At 63.6% G+C, this 22549-nt stretch carries 17 protein-coding genes, 1 pseudogene and 1 riboswitch; of the genes and pseudogenes, 15 read left to right on the forward strand and 3 right to left on the reverse strand.

Annotated elements, in window-relative coordinates; all coding sequences use genetic code 11:
- Window positions 1-96: 96 nt before the first annotated feature.
- The 6 genes and pseudogenes from ACVWZ5_RS01880 (at window position 97) to ACVWZ5_RS01905 (ending at window position 10434) form a co-directional block, all read left to right on the forward strand.
- The gene (locus tag ACVWZ5_RS01880) at window positions 97-1218 is read left to right on the forward strand and encodes an aromatic ring-hydroxylating oxygenase subunit alpha (RefSeq protein ID WP_062573688.1); all 1122 of its coding nucleotides are present in this window, start codon (window positions 97-99) and stop codon (window positions 1216-1218) included.
- A gap of 57 nt (window positions 1219-1275) precedes the next feature.
- Window positions 1276-2250, forward strand: a complete 975-nt coding sequence (locus tag ACVWZ5_RS01885) for a PDR/VanB family oxidoreductase (protein WP_084942856.1) — start codon at window positions 1276-1278, stop codon at window positions 2248-2250.
- Window positions 2251-2694: 444 nt separating this feature from the next.
- On the forward strand, window positions 2695-5685 hold the full coding sequence (locus ACVWZ5_RS01890; protein ID WP_457340367.1) for a T6SS effector BTH_I2691 family protein: 2991 nt from the start codon (window positions 2695-2697) through the stop codon (window positions 5683-5685).
- Between the two features lie 2 nt (window positions 5686-5687).
- Window positions 5688-6581, forward strand: coding sequence for a DUF6708 domain-containing protein (locus ACVWZ5_RS01895; RefSeq protein WP_435768283.1), 894 nt, complete (start codon window positions 5688-5690; stop codon window positions 6579-6581).
- Window positions 6578-9538 (forward strand): annotated as a pseudogene (locus ACVWZ5_RS01900) (T6SS effector BTH_I2691 family protein). Before ACVWZ5_RS01895 ends, ACVWZ5_RS01900 begins: the two are co-directional and overlap by 4 nt.
- Window positions 9539-9540: 2 nt before the next feature.
- Entirely contained in the window at window positions 9541-10434 is an 894-nt protein-coding gene (locus tag ACVWZ5_RS01905) for a hypothetical protein (RefSeq protein ID WP_280071577.1), read from the forward strand.
- A gap of 285 nt (window positions 10435-10719) precedes the next feature.
- Here the strand turns inward: ACVWZ5_RS01905 and ACVWZ5_RS01910 are convergent, their stop codons facing one another.
- The gene (locus ACVWZ5_RS01910; protein WP_457340368.1) at window positions 10720-11907 is read right to left on the reverse strand and encodes an MFS transporter; all 1188 of its coding nucleotides are present in this window, start codon (window positions 11905-11907) and stop codon (window positions 10720-10722) included.
- Between the two features lie 112 nt (window positions 11908-12019).
- Here ACVWZ5_RS01910 and ACVWZ5_RS01915 point away from each other — a divergent pair, with 112 nt between their 5' ends.
- The 5 genes from ACVWZ5_RS01915 to ACVWZ5_RS01935 all read left to right on the forward strand — a co-directional run bounded on the left by ACVWZ5_RS01915 (window position 12020) and on the right by ACVWZ5_RS01935 (window position 17347).
- Window positions 12020-12940: a LysR family transcriptional regulator gene (locus tag ACVWZ5_RS01915; protein WP_062573683.1), complete on the forward strand. Its 921-nt coding sequence runs from the start codon at window positions 12020-12022 to the stop codon at window positions 12938-12940.
- A 98-nt stretch (window positions 12941-13038) separates the two neighbouring features.
- Window positions 13039-14199: a DUF1624 domain-containing protein gene (locus tag ACVWZ5_RS01920; RefSeq protein WP_062573682.1), complete on the forward strand. Its 1161-nt coding sequence runs from the start codon at window positions 13039-13041 to the stop codon at window positions 14197-14199.
- A gap of 27 nt (window positions 14200-14226) precedes the next feature.
- Window positions 14227-14424, forward strand: a riboswitch (cobalamin riboswitch).
- Between the two features lie 114 nt (window positions 14425-14538).
- On the forward strand, window positions 14539-15552 hold the full coding sequence (locus ACVWZ5_RS01925) for an ABC transporter substrate-binding protein (protein ID WP_457340369.1): 1014 nt from the start codon (window positions 14539-14541) through the stop codon (window positions 15550-15552).
- On the forward strand, window positions 15549-16565 hold the full coding sequence (locus tag ACVWZ5_RS01930) for a FecCD family ABC transporter permease (protein WP_301141969.1): 1017 nt from the start codon (window positions 15549-15551) through the stop codon (window positions 16563-16565). The genes ACVWZ5_RS01925 and ACVWZ5_RS01930 overlap by 4 nt, the downstream gene beginning before the upstream one ends.
- Window positions 16562-17347 (forward strand): ABC transporter ATP-binding protein, encoded by a 786-nt coding sequence (locus tag ACVWZ5_RS01935; protein WP_280084132.1) that lies wholly within the window; start codon window positions 16562-16564, stop codon window positions 17345-17347. The genes ACVWZ5_RS01930 and ACVWZ5_RS01935 overlap by 4 nt, the downstream gene beginning before the upstream one ends.
- Before the next feature lie 70 nt (window positions 17348-17417).
- Here the strand turns inward: ACVWZ5_RS01935 and ACVWZ5_RS01940 are convergent, their stop codons facing one another.
- Window positions 17418-17738, reverse strand: coding sequence for a hypothetical protein (locus ACVWZ5_RS01940; RefSeq protein WP_028691652.1), 321 nt, complete (start codon window positions 17736-17738; stop codon window positions 17418-17420).
- A gap of 430 nt (window positions 17739-18168) precedes the next feature.
- Between ACVWZ5_RS01940 and ACVWZ5_RS01945 the strand changes: the two genes are divergently transcribed.
- The 3 genes from ACVWZ5_RS01945 (at window position 18169) to ACVWZ5_RS01955 (ending at window position 20595) form a co-directional block, all read left to right on the forward strand.
- Window positions 18169-18324, forward strand: coding sequence for a hypothetical protein (locus tag ACVWZ5_RS01945; protein WP_155721651.1), 156 nt, complete (start codon window positions 18169-18171; stop codon window positions 18322-18324).
- A 58-nt stretch (window positions 18325-18382) separates the two neighbouring features.
- Window positions 18383-18862: a hypothetical protein gene (locus ACVWZ5_RS01950; RefSeq protein ID WP_084943696.1), complete on the forward strand. Its 480-nt coding sequence runs from the start codon at window positions 18383-18385 to the stop codon at window positions 18860-18862.
- Window positions 18863-19092: 230 nt separating this feature from the next.
- The gene (locus ACVWZ5_RS01955) at window positions 19093-20595 is read left to right on the forward strand and encodes a sensor domain-containing diguanylate cyclase (protein WP_081100372.1); all 1503 of its coding nucleotides are present in this window, start codon (window positions 19093-19095) and stop codon (window positions 20593-20595) included.
- Between the two features lie 3 nt (window positions 20596-20598).
- On the opposite strand, the gene ACVWZ5_RS01960 is transcribed toward ACVWZ5_RS01955, so the two are convergent.
- On the reverse strand, window positions 20599-20958 hold the full coding sequence (locus ACVWZ5_RS01960) for a VOC family protein (protein WP_062573676.1): 360 nt from the start codon (window positions 20956-20958) through the stop codon (window positions 20599-20601).
- Window positions 20959-21196: 238 nt separating this feature from the next.
- On the opposite strand from ACVWZ5_RS01960, the gene ACVWZ5_RS01965 reads away from it, so the two are divergent.
- Window positions 21197-22531, forward strand: coding sequence for an MFS transporter (locus tag ACVWZ5_RS01965; protein WP_457340370.1), 1335 nt, complete (start codon window positions 21197-21199; stop codon window positions 22529-22531).
- The last annotated feature ends 18 nt before the right edge of the window (window positions 22532-22549 follow it).

Raw genomic sequence — 22549 nt, forward strand, 5'->3', positions numbered from 1 at the left:
AAGCCCGCTCTCACATTGCCAAACCTGCGACAAATTTTTTTGCCCAGTTTGTTAACCAACAGATATGCGTTAACCAATAAGAACAGAGATAGAACCATGAACGATTTCAAACGCCTGCCCGCCGACTTCTGCGCCAACCCCGAAGTGGCCTTCACCCTCCCGGCCACGTTCTACACCCAGGCCGCCGTCTTCGAGCACGAGAAGGAAGCAATCTTCGCCCGCAGCTGGATCTGCGTCGGCCACCGCAGCGAAGTCGCCGAGAAGAACGCCTACATCACCCGCCAGGTGATCGGAGAAAGCATCATCGTCGTGCGTGGCCGCGACGACGTGCTGCGCGCCTTCTACAACGTCTGCCCGCACCGCGGCCACCAACTGCTCGAAGGCAGCGGCAAGGCCAAGAACGTCATCACCTGCCCGTACCACGCCTGGACCTTCAAGCTCGACGGCGAACTGGCCCACGCGCGCAACTGCGAGAACGTGGCCAACTTCGACAAGGACAACTCCACCCTGGTGCAGTTGCGCGTCGAAGAGTATGCCGGCTTCATCTTCATCAACATGGACAACGACGCAGGTACCGTCGAAGACCAGCTGCCCGGCATGCAAAAGCGCATGCGCGAAGCCTGCGCGGTGATCGACGACCTGCACCTGGCCGCGCGCTTCGTCAGCGACACCCCGGCCAACTGGAAGTCGATCGTCGACAACTACCTCGAGTGCTACCACTGCGCCCCGGCCCACCCCGGCTTCTCCGACTCGGTGGACGTCGGCCAGTACAGCCACAGCCTGCACGGCAACTGGACCTTGCAGTACGGCCTGGCCAAACCGTCGGAGCAGTCGTTCACGTTCGATGAAACGGTCAAGGACCCGTCCTTCGCCGGCTTCTGGGCCTGGCCGTGCACCATGTTCAACGTACCGCCGGGGGCCAACTTCATGACCGTGATCTACGAGTTCCCGGTCGATGCCGAAACCACCCTGCAGCACTACGACATCTACTTCCTCAACAAGGACCTCACCGAGGAGCAGCACAAGCTGATCGACTGGTACCGCGAGGTGTTCCGTCCCGAGGACCTGCGCCTGGTCGAGAGCGTGCAGAAGGGCCTGAAGTCCCGCGGCTACCGCGGCCAGGGGCGGATCATGGTCGATTCGCAGCGCAGCGGCGTGAGCGAGCACGGCATCGCCCACTTCCACAACCTGATCGCCGTCGCCCACCTGGACGACTGAACACGCTCCCCGCCCCGCGCCAGGGCCTGGCGCGGGGCTTCGTTGTCGAGGTACGCCATGGCCAAGCAATACGAAATGTTCAAGGTGCGCGTGACCGGCGTGGAACAGGCCACGCCGCAGGTCAAGCGCTTCACCCTGGCCCGCGCCGACGGCGCCGCCCTGCCCGCCTTCAGCGGCGGCAGCCATGTCATCGTGCAGATGCAGTCGGCCTGCGGCAGCCAGTTCAGCAATGCCTACTCGCTGATGAGCGACCCGCGCCAGTTGCACAGCTACCAGATCGGCGTGCGCCTGGAGGAGCAGTCCAAGGGCGGTTCGGCGTTCATGCACCAGCAGGTCGAGGTGGGCAGCGAGCTGACCATCTCCACCCCCAACAACCTGTTCGCCCTCGACCCAAGCGCCGGGCGCCATGTGCTGATCGCCGGCGGCATCGGCATCACCCCGTTCCTGGCGCAGCTGCACGAGCTCGAAGGCGGCAGCACCCCCTACGAGCTGCACTACGCCTTCCGCGCCCCCGAGCACGGCGCCTTCCAGGGCGACCTGGCGCAAGGCCCGCATGCCGGCAACACCCACTTCTATATCGACAGCCTGGAGCGCAAGCTCGACCTCGCCGCGCTCTGTGCGGGGCTCACCGATGACGCCCATCTCTATGTGTGCGGGCCCAAGCCGCTGATCGACGCGGTGATCGCCAGCGCCGCCGCCGCCGGCATCGCCGAGTCCCGCGTGCATTGGGAACAGTTCGCCGCCGCCGCGCCGACCGCAGGCTCGGCGTTCACCGTGGTACTGGCGCGCTCCGGCACAGAACTGGCCGTCGAGGAAGGCATGACCATTCTCCAGGCCATCGAGAAATCCAAGGCCGCCAAGGTCGAGTGCCTGTGCCGCGAAGGCGTGTGCGGCACCTGCGAGACGGCGATCCTCGAAGGCGAGGCCGAGCATTTCGACCAGTACCTGAGCGACGAGGAGAAAGCCTCGCAACAGACCCTGATGCTGTGCGTCTCGCGGGCGCGCTCGGCGCGGTTGGTGCTGGATCTTTGAGGCTCGGCGGCGGATCGTCTGCCCGCGCGGATTCGCCGGTGAGATGTAATTGAATACTGCCAATAAGCGCTGAAAAGGAAAATCAGAGAAACGTCCTACGCGGATTTGGGAAGCCCTGTCGACCACCCACAATCCGTTCCTCGCTAGTGTTTCAGGTCTGCGTAACGTCGCCCATGGCTGGCTGCAACAGCCAGCCACGGGCCTGCACGACGGTACGGCCATTGTCAGCCAGCGAGGACCTTATGCGAACGCCCCCCGGAACACGTCAGCACCAAACCCCCGAGCCCCAATCGAGGCGCTCAACGCCGTCATGCTGCGATAGCTGACAGGCCACTTCCAAGATGCCAGGCAATGACGAGCCCCGTCTCGTTCAAGGACAGCCGTATCCGAACGACCTCTCATGCCCAGCCAATCAAACACTGGCCCCACGCAAGGAGCTAATCCATGACTGACGCCACCGTCAGCAGTGCCACCTCCGGCCCCGCCTGCAGCCCACGCGTGCCCATCCTGCCAGTGCGCTATGCCATCGTCCCGCGCACGGGCGATGCCCCGGCCTGTCGCTACGCAGGCGCAGGCTTCAATCTGGAACAAGGCTTCGCCCCGCTGCAGCACTCGTCCTACACCCTGCGCGCACTGCGCCCAGGCTACATCTACGTGTTCATGAAAGGTCCTCAGGGCGAAAAGCTGGTCATTCATGAATACGACGGCGAAGGACATTACCGGGAGCTGAGCTACCAGGGCCTGGAAGGCTACCACTTGCGCGAACGCTATCTGGCCAGCCAGAGCATGGGCTGGGTATGGGCCGACACCTGCCCGGACACCGCCAAGGAAGTGTGGATCGGCTACAGCCCGCACCTGTGGACCAACGCCACGACTGCCCGCATCACCGCTTCAGCAGCCCTGCGCAAACGGCATATGCGCCAGCTGGACATGGCCGAGCTGATTGCCGGCAACCCAGTCCCCTCCACCCAGCCCCATGTACTGCCGCTCAGTGCGCTGCAAAACTGGGTCGAAGACTACAAACCGGCAAGCCGGCGTATGTCCCTGACCTGGAGCAGCCACGCGTCCACCGGCATCTTGTCCATCGGCAGGCTCAACGCCATTGCCCGGGACTATCCCAGCACCCAGCCGAAAATACCGGTGGTGGTGGCGCTGGCTGATGCTGAAGGCGTGGCCCTGGACCTGAGCCTGTCGGTCTCGGCCTACCAGCACCAACTGCACGACCTGATGCCCGCCGAACAGCTGGAACACACCAAACCTGCACAAGGCTCCGAGCAGGCAGGCGTACCGGCGTGCTACCAGCTCGATGCCGAACGGCTCAGCCAGCAGAGCCGTGATTTTCACCATCGCAACCTGGTCGCCCTGTTGCTGAACAAAACCCTGGAGACGATGTACCCGGCGGATATGCCCGCTACCGAAGTGGTCGAGACAAGGCTGCAGTCCGCCCGCACCGGCCGCCCTTTCCCCCCGGCCGAGGCACGTTATCGGGCCCTCACTCACGAGGACTATTCCCCCAACGGTGCGCGTTTGGCGCTGCGCATCGATACCGACAAATACCTGCAGTTCCTCGCCGAACGCGATGAGCTGGAGCAGCGCATTGCAGGCCTGCGCAACCTTGCCCTGCAAGCCAGCCATGATCACGACGCGTGGCTGGCCACGGCCGAAGCTGCGCATATCGATGACCCCTACAGCCTGGCCGCCGCACTGGCGTGCTATGACCGCAACGAACGCATCTCGGCCCGTGGCCTGGAAATCGCCCTGGCCCTGCTGATTTACCCGATGGGCCAGCCGACACCCGGTACCGAAGACCGAGACCTGCGCTTCAAACGCCTGCAACAGTGGCTGGACCAGCACGACAGCCCGCTCTACACCGCCCTGGCGCCGTTCAACCCCTTCAAGGACAAAGCCGATGCGGCCGGCAGTGTGCTGGGTGGCAGCGACAATGTCATCGAAGGGCTGGCCGGGCGTTTTCCGGCCATTGCAGACATCACCGATCTGACTGCCCAGTCCGTCAACGCCGTGGTGCTCAAACGCCTGCGTGGTCACACCCGCTGGGATGCCAGCCACACCCTGCGTCAGCAAGTACTGCTGGCGGCGCGTGAGGCCAATGCCGAGAAAGCGCTGGGGCTGTTGGCGGCGCGTTACCAGATCACCGACCAGGTCATCCGGGAAAACCCGTTCAGCCAGGAGGTGGAGCGGTATTTGAAGAGCGGCATGGCGCAGGTTGAGGAAATGAAGCAGCTGCGTATTTCGGGCAATCGGACGGTGGCGGTTGAGTTGACCACCACTGCGCGGGTTAAACCCAACTTGCTCGGGTTGCTTACTTCGGGCGGAGGCGGTGGTCTGAACGCCGGGATGCTGTGGTTCAACGTGATCTCGCTGAAGACGGCTTATAACAGCCTGCAGAAAAGCGATGCGCCGGAATATACCACCGGGTTTGCGGCATCGATTTTCGGTGTGATCGGTGCAGCTGCGGCGACATTGGTCAGCGTACGGGCAACGCAGAAGGCGGTGATGTTGAGATTGAGTTCGACGGCGCCGGGGATGGGGTTTGGTAACGGCGTGATCAAGTTCTTGAGCAGTAATCTCTTTGCGCGTTTAGCGGGATACCCTGCAATAGCATTTGGCTTGCTCTCTGATGGACTCAAGACGAAACGCCAACTCGATAATGGTGATTCAACTGCAGCCAGCTATACGTCAGCCGGTGGAGTAAGCATGGCTGTTGGCTCTGTCATCGTCCTTGAGGCCGGGCTTGCAATAGCAGGGCCCACGGTGTTTGTGCCCTTCGCCGGATGGGCCGCAGTTGCATTGGTGCTCGCGGGAGCAGCAATCATTGCTGGAGGCCTGTATCTTCACGCCAAAGCACATGAACGCGTTCACAGGCCGATTGAGCTTTGGGCAGCACGCAGCATCTTTGGCAATCGCATCAACGATGGAGAGGCCCGTTCTGAAATTATCCTGGACCATGAAAAGAAACTTTCGAGATTCTCCTCACTGCACGCAGAAATCAAAGCTTGGCACAACGAGCACTACGGACCAAAGCTCATATCAGCCGAGCAGGCCCTATCATTTGGTGTAACCAATGTGGACACCAAGTGGCATCATAACAACCATTGGGCACCGCCAAACTGGACCGCTATCACGCATAACGAAGTAGTCACGCCTCAACCAAGCGCTGAGTTCACAGTTCTTTTACCGGGCTTCGCAATAGGAACAAGCGAGTGGTCAGGAATTTCGAGCAGCCTTCGTAACGATGGAGGAATGGACGTATTTCCGATCACTCCCGCCGCCTACGTTGTGGGCGCCGGCTTGATTCTGCATTTCAAGCACACGCTGACCCACCAAAACCACGTCTCACTGCATCTCGCCTACAGCGCCAATCAAGGGCTGGACGAAGGCACTGAGATTCATTCGAACTTCCGTCTCGAGCGCTGATCATGGCAACTATATGGCTTTTTAACTCAACCTCATGCTCAGGGTACGAACCCGCCATTGGTGGACAGCTATTAAACATATCCAAAAACTCTTTATGCCTACGCAACCCATGGGTAACAGACTCTGTATTCATGGGAAAACTTTACTGCGCAATGATTATTGGATTAATGATCGGTTTCTACCCATTTCTATTTTCTAGCGTCAGCTGGAAGGATTTTTTACTTGAACCCATACTAATGACCGGAATGGTGCTTATGCCTTTTACCTTCCTTCCATTTCTATTTTACCGAATATGGTTCATCAAAGGCTTATCAAGCGTTTGCTTCAACCGCTCAACAAAAAAAATCTACTACCAACGCTTTAAGAAGGTATTCGTCTTCGAGTGGAGCAATACTGGAGGTGGTCTTTTCAGGCGCACAGAGTCTGGTGGATCATCTTTCACCACCTCCTATGCACTCGCATTCGCACCCCGTCGAAAAGACGGAAGTCTCCATCAAAAAGATTGCCTCTGGACCGACAGCAACGAACCCACTGAATCCGACATCAAACACGTCGCCGAAGTCTGGGAATACCTTCGCCACTTCATGAACCACGGCCCAGCCAAACTCCCTCCTCCCGGCGAACCCAACTGGTGGCACCGGCCTCTTCATGCCATCTGCCTGACCCCGGCAGAAGCCTGGCGCCACTACGCCCCCTGGCGAACCGGCGAGCCCGGAGAAATGCAGGGCAAGAAAAACTGGCAACTGCCGTTCTGGGCCGTGTTGTTCCCTTACAACCTCGGCCTCGCCCTCTGCTGGTATGGCGTGTGTCGCCTCTTCAATGTCCGGGCAGCACCGCCTCCGCCTGAGGCCTTCGACGAAGCCCCAGTACGCTCAACCAAAAGGCAGCGTAAATGACCGACGTTCCTGCCAACAGCGCCACCTCCGGCCCTGCCTGCAGCCCACGCGTTCCCATCCTGCCGGTGCGCTATGCCATAGTCCCGCGCACGGGCGATGCCCCGGCCTGTCGCTACGCAGGCGCAGGCTTCAACCTGGAACAAGGCTTCGCCCCGCTGCAGCACTCATCCTACACCCTGCGCGCGCTGCGCCCAGGCTACATCTACGTGTTCATGAAAGGTCCTCAGGGCGAAAAGCTGATCATTCATGAGTACGACGGCGAAGGACATTACCGGGAGCTGCGCTACCAGGGCCTCTGGAAGGCTACCACTTGCGCGAACGCTACCTGGCACCTGCCCGGATACCGCCAAGGAAGTGTGGATCGGCTACAGCCCGCACCTGTGGACCAACGCCACGACTGCCCGCATCACCGCTTCAGCAGCCCTGCGCAAACGGCATATGCGCCAGCTCGACATGGCCGAGCTGATTGCCGGCAACCCAGTCCCCTCCACCCAGCCCCATGTACTGCCGCTCAGTGCGCTGCAAAACTGGGTCGAAGACTACAAACCGGCAAGCCGGCGTATGTCCCTGACCTGGAGCAGCCACGCGTCCACCGGCATCTTGTCCATCGGCAGGCTCAACGCCATTGCCCGGGACTATCCCAGCACCCAGCCGAAAATACCGGTGGTGGTGGCGCTGGCTGATGCTGAAGGCGTGGCCCTGGACCTGAGCCTGTCGGTCTCGGCCTACCAGCACCAACTGCACGACCTGATGCCCGCCGAACAGCTGGAACACACCAAACCTGCACAAGGCTCCGAGCAGGCAGGCGTACCGGCGTGCTACCAGCTCGATGCCGAACGGCTCAGCCAGCAGAGCCGCGATTTTCACCATCGCAACCTGGTCGCCCTGTTGCTGAACAAAACCCTGGAGACGATGTACCCGGCGGATATGCCCGCTACCGAAGTGGTCGAGACAAGGCTGCAGTCCACCCGCACAGGACGCCCTCTCCCCCCGGCCGAGGCACGTTACCGGGCCCTCACTCACGAGGACTATTCCCCCAACGGTGCGCGCTTGGCGCTGCGCATCGATACCGACAAATACCTGCAGTTCCTCGCCGAACGCGATGAGCTGGAGCAGCGCATTGCAGGCCTGCGCAACCTTGCCCTGCAAGCCAGTCATGACCACGACGCGTGGCTGGCCACGGCCGAAGCTGCGCATATCGATGCCCCCTACAGCCTGGCCGCCGCACTGGCGTGCTATGACCGCAACGAACGCATCTCGGCCCGTGGCCTGGAAATCGCCCTGGCCCTGCTGATTTACCCGATGGGCCAGCCGACACCCGGTACCGAAGACCGAGACCTGCGCTTCAAACGCCTGGAACAGTGGCTGGACCAGCACGACAGCCCGCTCTACACCGCCCTGGCGCCGTTCAACCCCTTCAAGGACAAAGCCGATGCGGCCGGCGGTGTGCTGGGGGGCAGCGACAATGTCATCGAAGGGCTGGCCGGGCGTTTTCCGGCCATTGCCGACATCACCGATCTCACTGCCCAGTCCGTCAACGCCGTGGTGCTCAAACGCCTGCGCGGCCAAACCCGCTGGGATGCCAGCCACACCCTGCGTCAGCAGGTGCTGCTGGCGGCGCGTGAGGCCAATGCCGAGAAAGCGCTGGGGCTGTTGGCGGCGCGTTACCAGATCACCGACCAGGCCATCCGGGAAAACCCGTTCAGCCAGGAGGTGGAGCGGTATTTGAAGAGCGGCATGGCGCAGGTTGAGGAAATGAAGCAGCTGCGTATTTCGGGCAATCGGACGGTGGCGGTTGAGTTGACCACCACTGCGCGGGTTAAACCCAACTTGCTCGGGTTGCTTACTTCGGGCGGAGGCGGTGGTCTGAACGCCGGGATGCTGTGGTTCAACGTGATCTCGCTGAAGACGGCTTACAACAGCCTGCAGAAAAGCGATGCGCCGGAATACACCTTGGGGTTTGCGGCGTCGATTTTCGGGGTGATTGGTGCGGCCGCGGCGACATTGGTTAGCGTGAGAAAAACGCAGCAAGCCGTAATGCTGCGATTGAGTGCAACGGCGCCGGGGATGGCGTTTGGTAACGGAGTGATCAAGTTCCTAAGTAGTAATCTCTTTGCGCGCTTAGCGGGATATCCCGCAATTGGCTTTGGCTTGTTTTCTGATTTCTCAAAGGCGTGGCGCCAGCACAGTAACGGCAACTCAACCGCCGCTTGGTATACGGTGGGCGGTGGACTGACCGTGGCTGCTGGTTCTGTGGTCGCCCTAGAAGCTGGACTCGCAGTTGCGGGAGCTACGTCAGTAGTGCCCTTTGCTGGGTGGGCCGCAGCCGGGCTAGTGCTTCTAGGAATAGCGATTATTGCCGGAGGCTTATACCTTCACGCCCAGGCACATGCGCACCTGCACTCCCCTATTGAATTCTGGGCAGCACGGAGCATATTCGGCAATCGTAAAAACGATGGAGAGGCACGTTCCGAGATCGTTCTGGATCACGAACAAAAACTTCCTGAATTTCCCTCACTGCAAGACGAACTTAAAGCCTGGCACGACGAGCACTACGGACCAAGGTTAATATCTGCAGAAGAAGCGCGATACTTTGGTATAACCGGAGTCGACAGCGGTTGGTATGAAAATAATTACTGGGCGCCAGCAAACTGGACCGCCATCACCCATAACGAAGTCACCACTACACAATCCACCGTGGAATTCACAGTATTCCTACCGGGCTTCATCGTAGGCACAAGCGAATGGTCAGGTAGCTTGAGCAGCCTTCGTGAAGACGGTGAAATGGTCGTATTTCCACTTTCTGCTGTTTGCTACGTTGTGGGCGCCGGCTTGATTCTGCATTTCAAGCACACGCTGACCCACCAAAATCATGCCTCACTGCATTTAGTCTATAGCTCCAATCAAGGCTTGAATGAAAAAATGAGGTTAATTCAATTTTTCGTCTCGAGCGTTGACCATGACAGTTAAATGGATATTTACTATAAACTCAAAATCCGAAAATGAAGCCGCAATTACTGGACAGCTAGTAAATTTGCATAACAACACATTATGCCTACGAAATCCATGGGTAACAGACTCCGTTTTTATGGGAAAAACTTATACAGCACTGATCCTCGGAGGAATGATTACTATCTACCCAGAGTTACTATCAATAAAATCATTAAACATCGACGCCCTCGATCTTGCCTTCATAGCCATGATGACAATTTCACCCTTAATTTTTCTCCCCTTCCTACTTTACCGAGTCTATTTTATAAGAAACCTCTCTGGATTTTATTTCAACTGCTCAACCAAGAAAATTTACTATCAGCGAGGCAAAAAACTTATAACCTTTAATTGGAAAAATTTATACGGAGGCGTATTCCAACGCACTGAATTCGGCGGCTCATCCTTCAGCACCAGTTATGCACTCGCCTTCGCCCCACCTCGGGAGGATGGCAGCCTGCACCAAAAAGATTGCTTATGGGTCGACAGCAACGAACCCACCGAATCCGGCATCAAGCACGTCGCCGAAGTCTGGGAATACCTTCGCCACTTCATGAACAACGGCCCGGCCAAACTCCCTCCTCCCCGCGAACCCAACTGGTGGCACAAACCTCTGCACGCCATCTGTCTGACACCAGGCGAAGCCTGGCGTCACTACGCCCCTTGGCGAACCGGCGAACCTGGGGAAATGCAGGGCAAAAAAAACTGGCAGTTACCGTTTTGGGCAGTGCTGTTTCCTTACAACTTCACTCTCGCCGTCTGTTGGTACATCGTCTGCCACCTGTTCAACGTCCGTGCCGCACCTCCTCCCCCGGAGGCTTTCGAGCAAGCCCCTGTCCAGCCAAGTAAAAGGAAGCGCAAATGAGGGTCAACTGACTCGTTGGTCACCGCCCGAGTCGACCATCACCACCTTTGCACTCTCCACGGGGAAGGCACCGTCATCAGTGGCGCGGGCAGAGGGGATGAACTCAGCTGCGGCACGCCAGGGAGACAAGACCAGCCATGGCGGTGTCCTGATCGAAGGCGCCCCTGCCTGGCTGATTGACTAAGGATCGGCAGGATTGCAACAAGTCGCTCTGCAGCCATCTCAAACCCGGCTGCCGTCTCCCCTATGGCGTAACCGCGCCTTGGCTGGACGGTGGAGCAGAACTCACTCGCTCCGTTGCAGCACCAGCGTGGCCATCAACGCCAACACAGCAAACCCACAAGCCACGTAACCCAGTGCAGCCAGACCAAGCCCCTGGATCGCCGCGCCCCCCAGCGCGGCACCGGCGGCGATGCCCGCGTTGGCCGCCGACACGTTGAGGGTCCCGGCCAGGGCCTGGGCCTTGGCGCCGGCCCGCATCACCCGCACCTGGCACACCGGGAACAGCGCCGTGTAGGCGATGCCCCACAAGGCCAGGGCGCCCACCAGCAGCAGCGGGTTGCCGATCACCGGGGTGACCAGGCCCATGCCCAAGGCCAGCATCGCCAACAGCAACAGCGTGGCCCGCAGCGGGCTGCGATCGACGATCCGTCCGGCCAGGGCGTTGCCGAGCATGCCCACCAGACCAAAGCCCATCAGCCACCAACCGACCGCGTTGGCCGGCACGGTGGCAAGCTGCTCGAGGATCTCGGCCAGGTAAGTGTAGGCAGTGAACATGGCGGTGAACACCAGCGCCGACAGCAGCACATGGGCGATGAAACGACGGTCCTTGAGAATCACCGACTGCCGCTCTCCCGCGGCGCGGGCCGGGACCGCCGGCAGGGGTGGCAGCCAGGCCAACATCAGCAGCGCCACCAGCAGGCACAGCCCGGCGAGCAACCAGAAGCTGCCGCGCCAGCCGACCATCCCGGCGGCAAGGGTGCCCAGCGGGATGCCAAAGACGAACGCCGCCGTGATCCCCAAGTAGACCCGCGCCACCGCCCAGCCCTCGCGCCCCTGGCCCACCAGTTGCCCGGCGCTTTCGCTGGCGGTACCCCAGTACACCGGCAGGACCAACGCGGCGAGGAACCGCGCCATGGCCAGTACCCAGACGTTCGGCGCCAGCGCCGACAGCGCATTGGAGGCGGCGAACAGCAGCAGGATGGCGATGAACAGCCCCTTGCGTGGCAGGGCCGACAGCCAGGCGGTGAGCGGCGGCCCGAACAGCATCACGGTCACCGCGAACAGGGTGACCAACTGGCCCGCGCCTGCCACCGACAGTCCAAGGTCACGTGCCAGCGCGGGCAGCAGGCCAAGAATCAGGAACTCGGTGGTCAGCACCGCAAAGCCGCCGACGGCGAACAGGCCGATCGACAGCCCAGCACGCGGCGCCGGCCGCGCCAGGGTGGCATGGGTCAAGCTGGAGGTGGACATCTACTGCGATCCTCGATGAATGGCAGGCCAGCTTAATCTGGAATGTTGTTCCGATTACTGGTAGATATTCCCTTATCAAGTGAACCATATTCAATAATCGCGAACCCATGCCATGTCCGCCTCGGAACGCCTGAAAGACATCGACTTCTTCGTCAGCGTGGCCAACGCCGGCAGCTTCATCGCCGCCGCCGAGCGCATGAACCTCACCAGCTCCGCCGTAAGCAAGGGCGTGGCCCGCCTGGAGAAACGCCTGCAGGTGCGCCTGTTCGAGCGCACCACCCGACGCCTGGCCCTGACCGACAGTGGCGCCGACTACTACCGCACCTGCACCCGCGTCCTGGCGGAGATCGAAGAGGCCGAACTGGCCCTCAACGACGAGCACAAGACCCCCTGCGGCAAGCTGCGCATCGACCTGCCGGCCACCTTCGGCCGCCTGCACGGGCTGCCCGCCGTGCTCGACTTCGCCGCGCTGCATCCGCGATTGCAACCGCACATCACCCTCTCCGACCGCTTCGTCGACCTGGCCGAGGACGGCATCGACATCGTCGTGCGCATCGGTGGACCACAGACTTGGCAGCCGGGCATCGAGCACCGCTACCTGGGCAGCCAGCGCCTGGTGTTCTGCGCCGCCCCCGCCTACCTCGCCCGGCACGGCACGCCCCGCGACCTGCAGCAGTTGCAGGCCCAGGGCTGTGTGCTCTACGCCTGCGCCGACGGCAGCACGCCGGCCCTGCACTTCGCCGGCGCCCGCCCGGGCCTGGCGCAGCTGCGGCCGATGCCGGGCCGCCTGGCCATCGGCGATGCCGAGGGGCAGGCCCTGGCCATCAGCGCCGGGCACGGCATTGCCCAACTGCCGACCTGGCTGGTGCAGCGCCAGCTCGACACCGGGACGTTGCAGCAAGTGCTGCCGGAGTACGCGATGGAGGGGTTGCCGATCAACCTGGCCTGGCGTCGCAACCGTGGGCATCTGCCCAAGGTGAGCGCGACGGTCCAGGCCCTGGCCGAGCGGCTGGGACCACTGATTCAGGGCTGATTCAAGTGGAGTGCCAGCGCATGGCTGTATCCAGGTACAAATAAATGAAATAAAATAACATTTCATTTGAATGATACCTCTGCCAGCGACCCTCCTCGATGACCAGCCTCCCGACCGCCCTCCCCAGCCAACGCCTGCACAGCATCGACGCCCTGCGCGGCCTGGTGATCCTGTTCATGCTGCTGGACCACGTGCGCGAAACCTTCTTCCTGCACCGTCAGGTCAGCGACCCGATGACCATCGACGCGACCGACCCCAGCCTCTTCATCAGCCGCACCCTGGCGCACCTGTGCGCGCCGGTGTTCGTGCTGCTCACCGGGCTGTCGGCCTGGCTTTACGGCGAAAAGCACCAAGGCCGGGGCGATGCAGCGACGTTCCTGTTCAAGCGCGGCCTGTTCCTGGTGCTGCTGGAGCTCAGCCTGGTCAACTTCGCCTGGACCTTCCAGTTGCCGCCGAGCGTGATCTACCTGCAGGTGATCTGGGCCATCGGCCTGAGCATGATCGCCCTGTCGCTGCTGGTGTGGCTGCCACGCCCGCTGCTGCTGGCCCTCGGCGCGCTGATCGTCGCCGGCCACAACCTGCTCGATGGCCTGCACTTCGCGCCGCACTCGGCGCTGCATGTACCCTGGGCGATCCTGCACGAGCGCAGCTGGCTGGAGCTGCCCGACGGCTTGCGCCTGCGTACCTCCTACCCGGTGCTGCCATGGATCGGCGTGATCGCCCTGGGCTACGGGCTCGGCCCCTGGTTCGGCCGCGGCAGCGATGCCGGCGAGCGCCAGCAGCGCTTGCTGCTGGGCGGCATGATGCTGCTGCTCGGCTTTGTCGTGTTGCGCCTGCTCAATGGCTACGGCGAGGCGCCGTGGACCTTCTACGCCAACGGCGGGCAGACGTTGATGAGCTTCTTCAACATCACCAAATACCCGCCGTCGCTGCTGTTCCTGGCCTTGACCCTGGGCGCTGGCCTGTTGCTGCTGCGCACTTTCGAGCGTGCGGGAGACGCCCGCTGGATCGGCCCGCTGGCAGTGTTCGGCGCCGCGCCGATGTTCTTCTACCTGCTGCACCTATATGTGCTCAAGCTGCTGTATGTGGCCTGCGTGGGGCTGTTCGGCCTGAACCAGGGCAGCTATTTCGGCTTCGACGGCATCGGCGCGGTGTGGCTGGTCGCGGTGCTGCTGGCGATCGCCCTGTACCTGCCGGTGCGCGGCTTCGCCCGGCTCAAGGCGCGGCGGCGCGACATCGCCTGGCTCAAGTACCTGTAAAAGCGTTTTCACCCGATGGCCCGATGGTCTACCATGCCGCCCGCCGGTTTCCACACGGAATCAAAAGGGAATCCCGGGCGCGCCGAGGGCGGGCCAAAGGGAACTGCCCCCGCAACTGTAGGTGCCGAGCCTGCGCCATCGATGCCACTGGGTCTGCCGACCCGGGAAGGCCGGCGCCGGCCAGGACGCACCAGTCAGGAGACCTGCCGGCACGCATTCACCAACCGGCGGGGTGTCCGGGATGGTCATCCGCCCCTGGCCGCGTGCTTGCCGCACGACGCCTGGCGATGCCTGTCCGTGGGCCATTCCGTGCACCACCCGACAGGAGATCGCCCCACCATGCCGCACCGCTTCGCCACCCTGCTCGCCGGCCTGTCACTGGCGGGCCTGGCCCACGCCGACGCCACCCGCTACCCGCTGACCGTCGACAACTGCGGCCTGCCGCAGACCTTCGCCCAGGCCCCGCAGCGCGTGGTGACCATCGGCCAGGCCGGCACCGAGTTGCTCTATGCCCTGGGCCTGGGCGAGCGGCTGGCGGGCACCTCGCTGTGGTTCAACAACGTGCTGCCCGAGTTCAAGGCGCAGAACGACAAGGTCGAGCGCCTGGCCGACAACGAACCGGGCTTCGAGGCAGTGGTCGGCAAGCGCCCGCAGCTGGTGACCGCGCAGTTCGAATGGATGGTCGGCCCCCAGGGCGCGGTCGGCACCCGCGAACAGTTCGCAGAATTGGGCATTCCCACCTACCTGCTGCCCTCGGACTGCGAAGGCAAGGACAACCTGGTGGGCGCCGACGGTACCCGCCTGCAGCCGTTCAGGATCGACACCATCTACAGGAGCGTCAGCCAGCTGGCCGAGATCTTCGACGTGCAGGATCGCGGCGAACGCCTCAATGCCGAGCTCAAGGGCCAGTTGGACCAGGCCCGGCAACGCCTGGCCGGCCAGGACCTGAGCCACACCAGCGCGCTGTTCTGGTTCTCCAGCGCCGACCTCAAGGTCGACCCTTACGTCGCCGGTCGCCAGGGCGTGGCCGACTTCATGCTGCAGACCCTCGGCGTACGCAACGTGGTGGAGTCCCGCGAAGAATGGCCGGCGGTGGGCTGGGAGACCCTGGCCAGGGCCAACCCCACCTGGCTGATCGTCGCGCGCATGGACCGCCGCCGCTACCCCGCCGACGACTACCAGCAAAAGCTCGAGTTCCTGCGCAGCGACCCGGTGACCCGCAACATGGACGCGGTCAAGCAAGGCCGGATCATCGTCCTCGACGCCGACGCCATGCAGGCCGGCATCCGTCTGTTCCGTGGCCTGGAAGTGCTGTCCAGCGCCTTCGCCAGCGGTAAAGCACCACAGCCATGAGCCGCCTGCTGCCCATCGGCGCCTTCGCGCTGCTTGCCCTGTGCCTGGCCATGCTCGCCGGGATCGCCATCGGCGAGACGCGAATCAGCACCGAGGTGGTCTGGCAGGTACTGGCCAACCAGCTGTGGCAGGCCGGCCATGCGCTCGACCCCATCGACGCCGGCATCGTCTGGAACTACCGCCTGCCGCGCACCCTGGTGGCCGCCGCCTGTGGCGCGGGGCTGGCGACCTGCGGGGTGATCCTCCAGGCGCTGCTGCGCAACCCGCTGGCCGAGCCGTACCTGCTGGGCCTGTCGGCAGGCGCCTCGACCGGTGCCGTGGCGGTGGGACTGTTCGGCCTCGGTGGCGCGGTGCTGTCGCTGTCGGCCGGTGCCTTCATCGGCGCACTGGCCGCCTTCGCCCTGGTGCTGGTGCTGTCGCGGGCCAGCGGCAGTCGCCACGACAACGCCCAGGTGATCCTCGCCGGCATCGCCGGCTCGCAACTGTTCAACGCGCTGACGGCCTTCCTCATCACCAAGTCGGCCACCGCCGAACAGGCCCGGGGCATCCTGTTCTGGCTGCTGGGCAACCTCAGCGGCGTGCGCTGGCCAGCGGTGTGGCTGGCGCTGCCGGTAGCCCTGGTCGGGCTGGCAGTGTGCCTGTGGCACCGCCGGGCGCTGGACGCGTTCACCTTCGGTGCCGATTCGGCGGCATCGCTGGGCGTGCCGGTGCGGCGCACGCAACTGCTGCTGATCAGTTGCACGGCGCTGGTGACCGCGGTGATGGTCTCGATCGTCGGCGCCATCGGCTTCGTCGGCCTGGTCATCCCCCACGCCCTGCGCCTGCTGCTCGGCCCCGGGCACAGCCGCCTGCTGCCGGCCAGCGCGCTGGGCGGCGCGTTGTTCCTGATCGTCGCCGACATCCTCTCGCGCACCCTGATCGCCGGCCAGGTGATCCCGGTGGGCGTGGTCACCGCCTTGATCGGCGCGCCAGTGTTCGCGCTGATCCTGGTCAGCCGCCGGGGGCGTCCATGACCGTGATGACCGCCCTCGCCAACGCCCCGCTAGTCTGCGAGGGGCTGGGCCTGCGCCTGGGCGGCCGCGAAGTGCTGCAAGACATCGACCTGAGCGTGATGCCCGGCGAAACCCTCGGTGTGGTCGGCCCCAACGGCTCGGGCAAGTCCACCCTGCTCAAGCTGCTCGCCGGCCTGCGCGAACCCAGCAGTGGCAGCGTGCGTTTGCTGGGCGAGGCGCTTGAGCGCATGCCGCGTCGGCGCGTTGCGCAGAGCCTGGCGCTGGTCGAACAGCAGGCCGACACCCTGGACGCCATCAGCGTCTACGACGCCGTGGCCCTCGGCCGCACGCCGTGGCTGTCGGCCCTGGCGCCGTTCGGCGCGGACGACCGTGCCATCGTCGAGCAGGCCCTGGCCGACGCCGACGCCGGCCACCTGCGTCGGCGCCTGTGGGGCGAGCTGTCCGGCGGCGAACGCCAGCGCGTGCACATCGCCCGGGCCCTGGCCCAGCGGCCGCAGGTACTGCTACTGGACGAGCCGACCAATCATCTTGATATCCAGCATCAACTGAGCCTGCTGCGGCAGGTTCAAGCGCTGTCGGTGACGACCCTGGTGGCCTTGCATGATCTCAACCAGGCGTTGACTTGTGACCGGTTGGCGGTGCTTGACCAAGGACGGTTGGTTGCCTTGGGGATACCGGAGGTGGTGCTGACGCCGGAGCGGATATCGGCGACATTCGGGGTTCAGGCCCACTACCTGATCGATCCGTATGATGGGGCGCGGGTACTGCGGTTTCGCGCCTGAAAGGGCTGGAGCCGCTTCGCGACCCCAGCATCGTTTGTCATAGCGCTGAGCAGAGGTTACAGCCTGCATCTCAGCCCATGTATCCTGCAGGCGGCAACCTCCACGCCTGCAGCTCCAACGGCGTCATGCCCGCCAGCACCTGCACGAAGGTTTCAGTCAGCTCACTGCTGACATTGCCGTGGAATCGGTAGTTGCTCAGCAGGTAGCGCCGGACCGTTTTCGGCCAGTTGTTCGCCAGGTGGGCGGCCTTGATAATGCCTTTGGCATCCTGGTAGTTGGCGGCGGGCTTGACCTGGGTCAGGCGGCGCTCGAAGTGGCTGAAGCTCCAGTCGTCCTCGCGGGCCTCGAATTCATCCAGCAGTTTCACCTTGTACAACGCAAGCTCAGGCATGCGTGATCTCCTTGTGATGGGGGTGGAAGGAGACGGTAGGCGAATACAGCGGGAATGAAAATGAACGCGGTGTTGAGTGTTGTGCAGGAAGGCTGGAAGGATCTGTCAGACTGTGCAGACGCGCGTGCCGGGCGCAGGGCCTGGTCGCCCTTGGCATCGAAGCTGCCCAGCAGCAAGGCCACCGTAGGCGCATCGTCAATGGCCCCGAGGGAACTGCCGCAGGTGGCGCAGAACGCTGGCTAGCCATCTTTGTAGAGGGTCATGGGGGCTACCTTCCCTGGCTGGTGGGATTGCCGCACAATAGCCAACCTGGCACCTGCCAGCGGCGCAAAAGTGTTACGCCGTGTGGCATGCCGGCCTGCGGCGCCTGCGACTCCTGCTACAGTGCGCCCGCGGCCCGTCCGGCCCCTGCAATGTTGGAAACCTGCTGATGGAAAGAATGATCCAGTTCGTGGCCGTGGTGATGGTCTGCACCCTCATCGGCGTCGCCTGCGAACACTACGAAGTCAACCGCTACCTGAAATGGCTGCTGATGGCCCTGCCGGCGATCCTCTGGGTACGCCTGCGCAATCCGCTGCAACGCTGATTCCTCGACCATGGGATTGCAGTACACTCCCAGGCCTTACCGTGCCCAAGGCCCCACCATGCCCCGCCTGCCCCGTCTACTGCTCCCCGTGTTGCTGCTCGCCGCCCTCGCTGCCTGCGACCAGAAGCCCAGCCGCGAGGAAAAGATCCTCGCCAACCTGCCCCTGCAGGAAGCCTACGACCACAACATCGAGCGCATGGCCGGGCTGCTGGCCATGACCCATGCGCAGGTGCCCCGGGACAAGATCAAGGACGTGCTGCGCAAGCACCTGACCGTCGACGACCAGCGCCAGGACCTGTTCAGGTTGTACAGCGAGGAGCACTTCAGCGATGCCGAGTTCGACCTCATCGTTCAGGCCACCCGCGATCCGGCCAAGGCCAGGGAACTGGGCCAGAGCGAGGAAGGCAAGCGCCTGAGCGAGAAGCTCACCACGCTGATGCGCGAAAGCGCCAGCGACGCCAAGGTCCAGGCCTTGGTGCAGGAGCGTATGCAACAAGTCGAGGACGACCTGCAGGCGCTGGAGCAGACTGCCCCCTGAACGTAGGTAACAAGGGAGGATAATTCCGTGAGTCCCGTGGGAAACCGGAGCCACCTTTGTCCTCCAACCCTGCAATTGCGCTCAAGCATGGTCCACTTTGGGCCAAGCGCGTAAGGTGCGTTTTCCGCTGTATCCGACGAGGCCAAGGATTGCGATATTTCACCCCGCACGGACCGCGCCCCGACCTGCGCACCCTCATACTCGCCCTTTGCGCCACCACGGCCCTGGTCATGCTGCTGGCCAGCTATTTCGCCAGTTACCGGGTACAACGGCAGCTGCTGATCGACAGCGCCCTGGAGGCCAACCGGGCCTATGCCGCCAAGCTGGCCGCCGTGACCGAGACCACCCTGGTCAATGCCTTGCAGCAACTGGCCTACGGCGCCCGGCAAAGTGGCCTGCACCCGGACGACGACAGCCTGGTGCAAGCTGAGATCGACCGCCTGCAGCAACAGAGCAACCTGTTCAACTCCACCTTGCGGGTCGACGCCCAGGGGACCGTACGCTCGCTATCGCCCGCACCGCTGCAGCACCTGGCCGGCAGCCAGGCAACCTCACCCGGCGCCCGGCAAGCCTTGCGCGAGCGCCGCACGCTGGTCTCCACACCTTTCCTGTCGGCGGCCGACAACCTGCTGGTGGTGCTCTCGCAACCGATCTTCGACGCCAGCGGCCACTACCACGGCTATATCGGCGGCAGCCTGTACCTGCGCGAACGCAACCTGCTCAACAGCCTGCTGGGCACGCACTTCTACCAGAACGGCTCGTACCTGTACGTGGTCGACCGCAACCGCCGGCTGCTGTTTCACCCCGACAGCAAACGGGTCGGCACCCTGGTAGGCGACAACGCGCTGCTCGACGACCTGCCGAACCTCGACCATGGCACCCGGCGCCTGGTAAACAGCCAGGGCGTGGAGATGCTCGCCGGGTTCGCCACGGTACCCAGTGCCGGCTGGACCATCGTCGCCCAGCAGCCACTGCGCCAAACCGTGGCACCGCTTCGCCAGCTGATCCTCAATGTAGTGATGATTTCCGCGCCGCTGGCGCTGCTCGGCTGCCTGCTGCTGTACTGGCTCACGCAAGTCATCGCCCACCCGCTGCGGCAGTTGGCCAGTGTCGCCCGGGGCATGGGCCAACAGCAGACCACCGAACGCATCCACCAGGTCCGTGCCTGGTATGCAGAGGCCGCGGAGCTCAAGCGTGCCCTGTTGTTCGGCGTGAACCTGCTGCAGGAGCGCATCGGCCGGCTCAACCGAGATGCCCAGACCGACCCGCTGACAGGGCTGGTCAATCGGCGTGGGCTGCAACAGGCACTGCGGGTGCAACAGGCCGAGCAGTGCGGGTTTGCCGTGGTGGTGCTGGACATTGATCACTTCAAGCGGATCAACGACAGCCACGGCCACGATGCCGGCGACCGTGTGCTGCAGCAGCTGGCCAGGCTGATGCGCGGGACCTGCCGCGAAGGTGACGTGCTGTGCCGTACCGGCGGCGAGGAGTTCCTCATGCTGCTGCCGGGTGCCGGCCTGGAGGTGGCGACAGCTGTCGCCGGCCACCTGCGCCTGACGGTCGAGCACACCCCGATCGTACCGACCGGTACCGTCACCATCTCCCTGGGCGTGGCCAGCTGGCAGCCCCGCGACGCTGGCACGCCTGCCGACGCCCTGGCCAGGGCCGACAAGGCGCTGTACCAGGCCAAGCAGAAGGGACGCAACCGCGTCTGCATCGACAGCCCGGCCTGACCCCTACGCGGCGTCGGCCGTCCACACCGCCAGTTCATAGCCGTCCGGGTCGATGAAATGGAAACGCCGCCCGCCAGGAAACGCGAACACCGGGCGGCTGATTCGGGCGCCGGCAGCCTCGATGCGCTGCTGCACCTGCGCCAGGTCAGCGGCATACAGGATGATCAGCGGCCCACCCGGACGAACCGGTTCGCCCGTGGTGAAACCACCCGTGAGGCGGCCGTCACTGAATTCGGCATAGGTCGGCCCGTAGTCGGTGAAGGTCCAGCCAAACACCTGGCCGTAGAAAGCCTTGCTGCGGGCGATATCGCCCACGTTGAACTCGATGTTGTCGATTTGCCGGTCATTGCCACGCGCACCCATGGTGAGCCTCCTTGCGGGGATTGGAAGGGGAAGCTTACTGCAAGCGCCACGCGCGCAGGCCCGCTTCCACACATCATGTTTGTCCTTCCAAGCTCAAGGGGCGGTGCTAACGGATATCCGGAGGTCGCCCTCGACAAAGCCTGCTCGCCCTGCCGCTTGTCTACTGGCCCGAGAACAACGACGGCGCGACCTGAGCGCGCCGCATCCGCCCAGGCTGCCAGAGCAACGGAGAGCATCCATGTCCATCGCCCATGAGGTCCCGCCCGCCACCTTGCGGCGGGTGATCGCCGCCTCGGCCATCGGCAACTTCGTCGAATGGTTCGACTTCGCCGTCTACGGTTTTCTGGCCACCCTGATCGCCAGTCAGTTCTTCGCCAGTGAGGACGCCAGCGTCGCCCTGCTCAAGACCTTCGCCGTGTTCGCCGTGGCCTTCGCCCTGCGCCCGCTGGGTGGCATCGTGTTCGGCGCGCTGGGCGACCGGCTCGGACGCAAGCGCATCCTGTCGCTGACCATCCTGCTGATGGCCGGTTCCACCACCCTGATCGGCCTGCTGCCGACCTACGCCAGCATCGGCGTGCTGGCTCCGGTACTGCTCACCCTCGCCCGCTGCCTGCAGGGGTTTTCCGCGGGCGGTGAATACGCCGGTGCCTGCGCCTACCTGATGGAGCACGCGCCACGGGGCAAGCGGGCGTTCTATGGCAGCTTCGTGCCGGTCTCGACCTTCTCCGCCTTTGCCTGCGCGGCAGTCATCGCCTACGGACTGGAGGCCAGCCTCACGCCCGAGGCGATGAACGCCTGGGGCTGGCGCGTACCGTTCCTGGTTGCCGCGCCCCTGGGCCTGGTGGGCCTGTACCTGCGCTGGCGCATGGAGGAGACCCCGGCGTTTCGCCAGGCACTGGCCGAAGGCAAGGCCCATGCGCATTCGCCGCTGGGCGACACCCTGCGCCACCATGGCCGCACCATTCGCAACCTGGGCGCGTTCATCTCGCTGACGGCACTGTCGTTCTACATATTCACCACCTACTTCGCCACCTACCTACAGACGGTCGGCCACCTCAGCCGCGCCCAGGCGCTGCTGGTCTCGACCGTTGCGCTGCTGTTCGCCGCCGCCGGCTGCCCGCTGGCGGGCGCCTTCAGCGACCGAGTCGGACGGCGCAGGACCATCGGCTTTACGTGCCTATGGGTGATGCTCGCGGTCTTCCCCGCCTACTGGCTGGCCAGTTCCGGTTCGCTGTCGGGGGCATTGCTGGGGGTGATCCTGCTGGCCATCGGCGCGCTGATGAGCGGTGTGGTCACCGCCGCGCTGCTGTCGGAATGCTTCCCCACCCGCAGCCGCTACACCGCCTCGGCGATCACCTACAACGTCGCCTACACCCTGTTCGGCGGTACCGCGCCGCTGGTGGCGACCTGGCTGATCGAGCAGAGCGGCAGCCGCCTGGCGCCGGCCTTCTACCTGGTGGTGATTGCCTTGCTGGCCCTGGTGGGCGGGTTGGCGTTGCCGGAGACCTCGCAGGCTTCGTTGCATGAGGACACGCCGGGCAACGATCAGCCTGGGGTATCGCAAGACCTGTAGCGGGTTGCCCTGGGGCTT

This window comes from Pseudomonas sp. TE6283, from assembly GCF_054060555.1.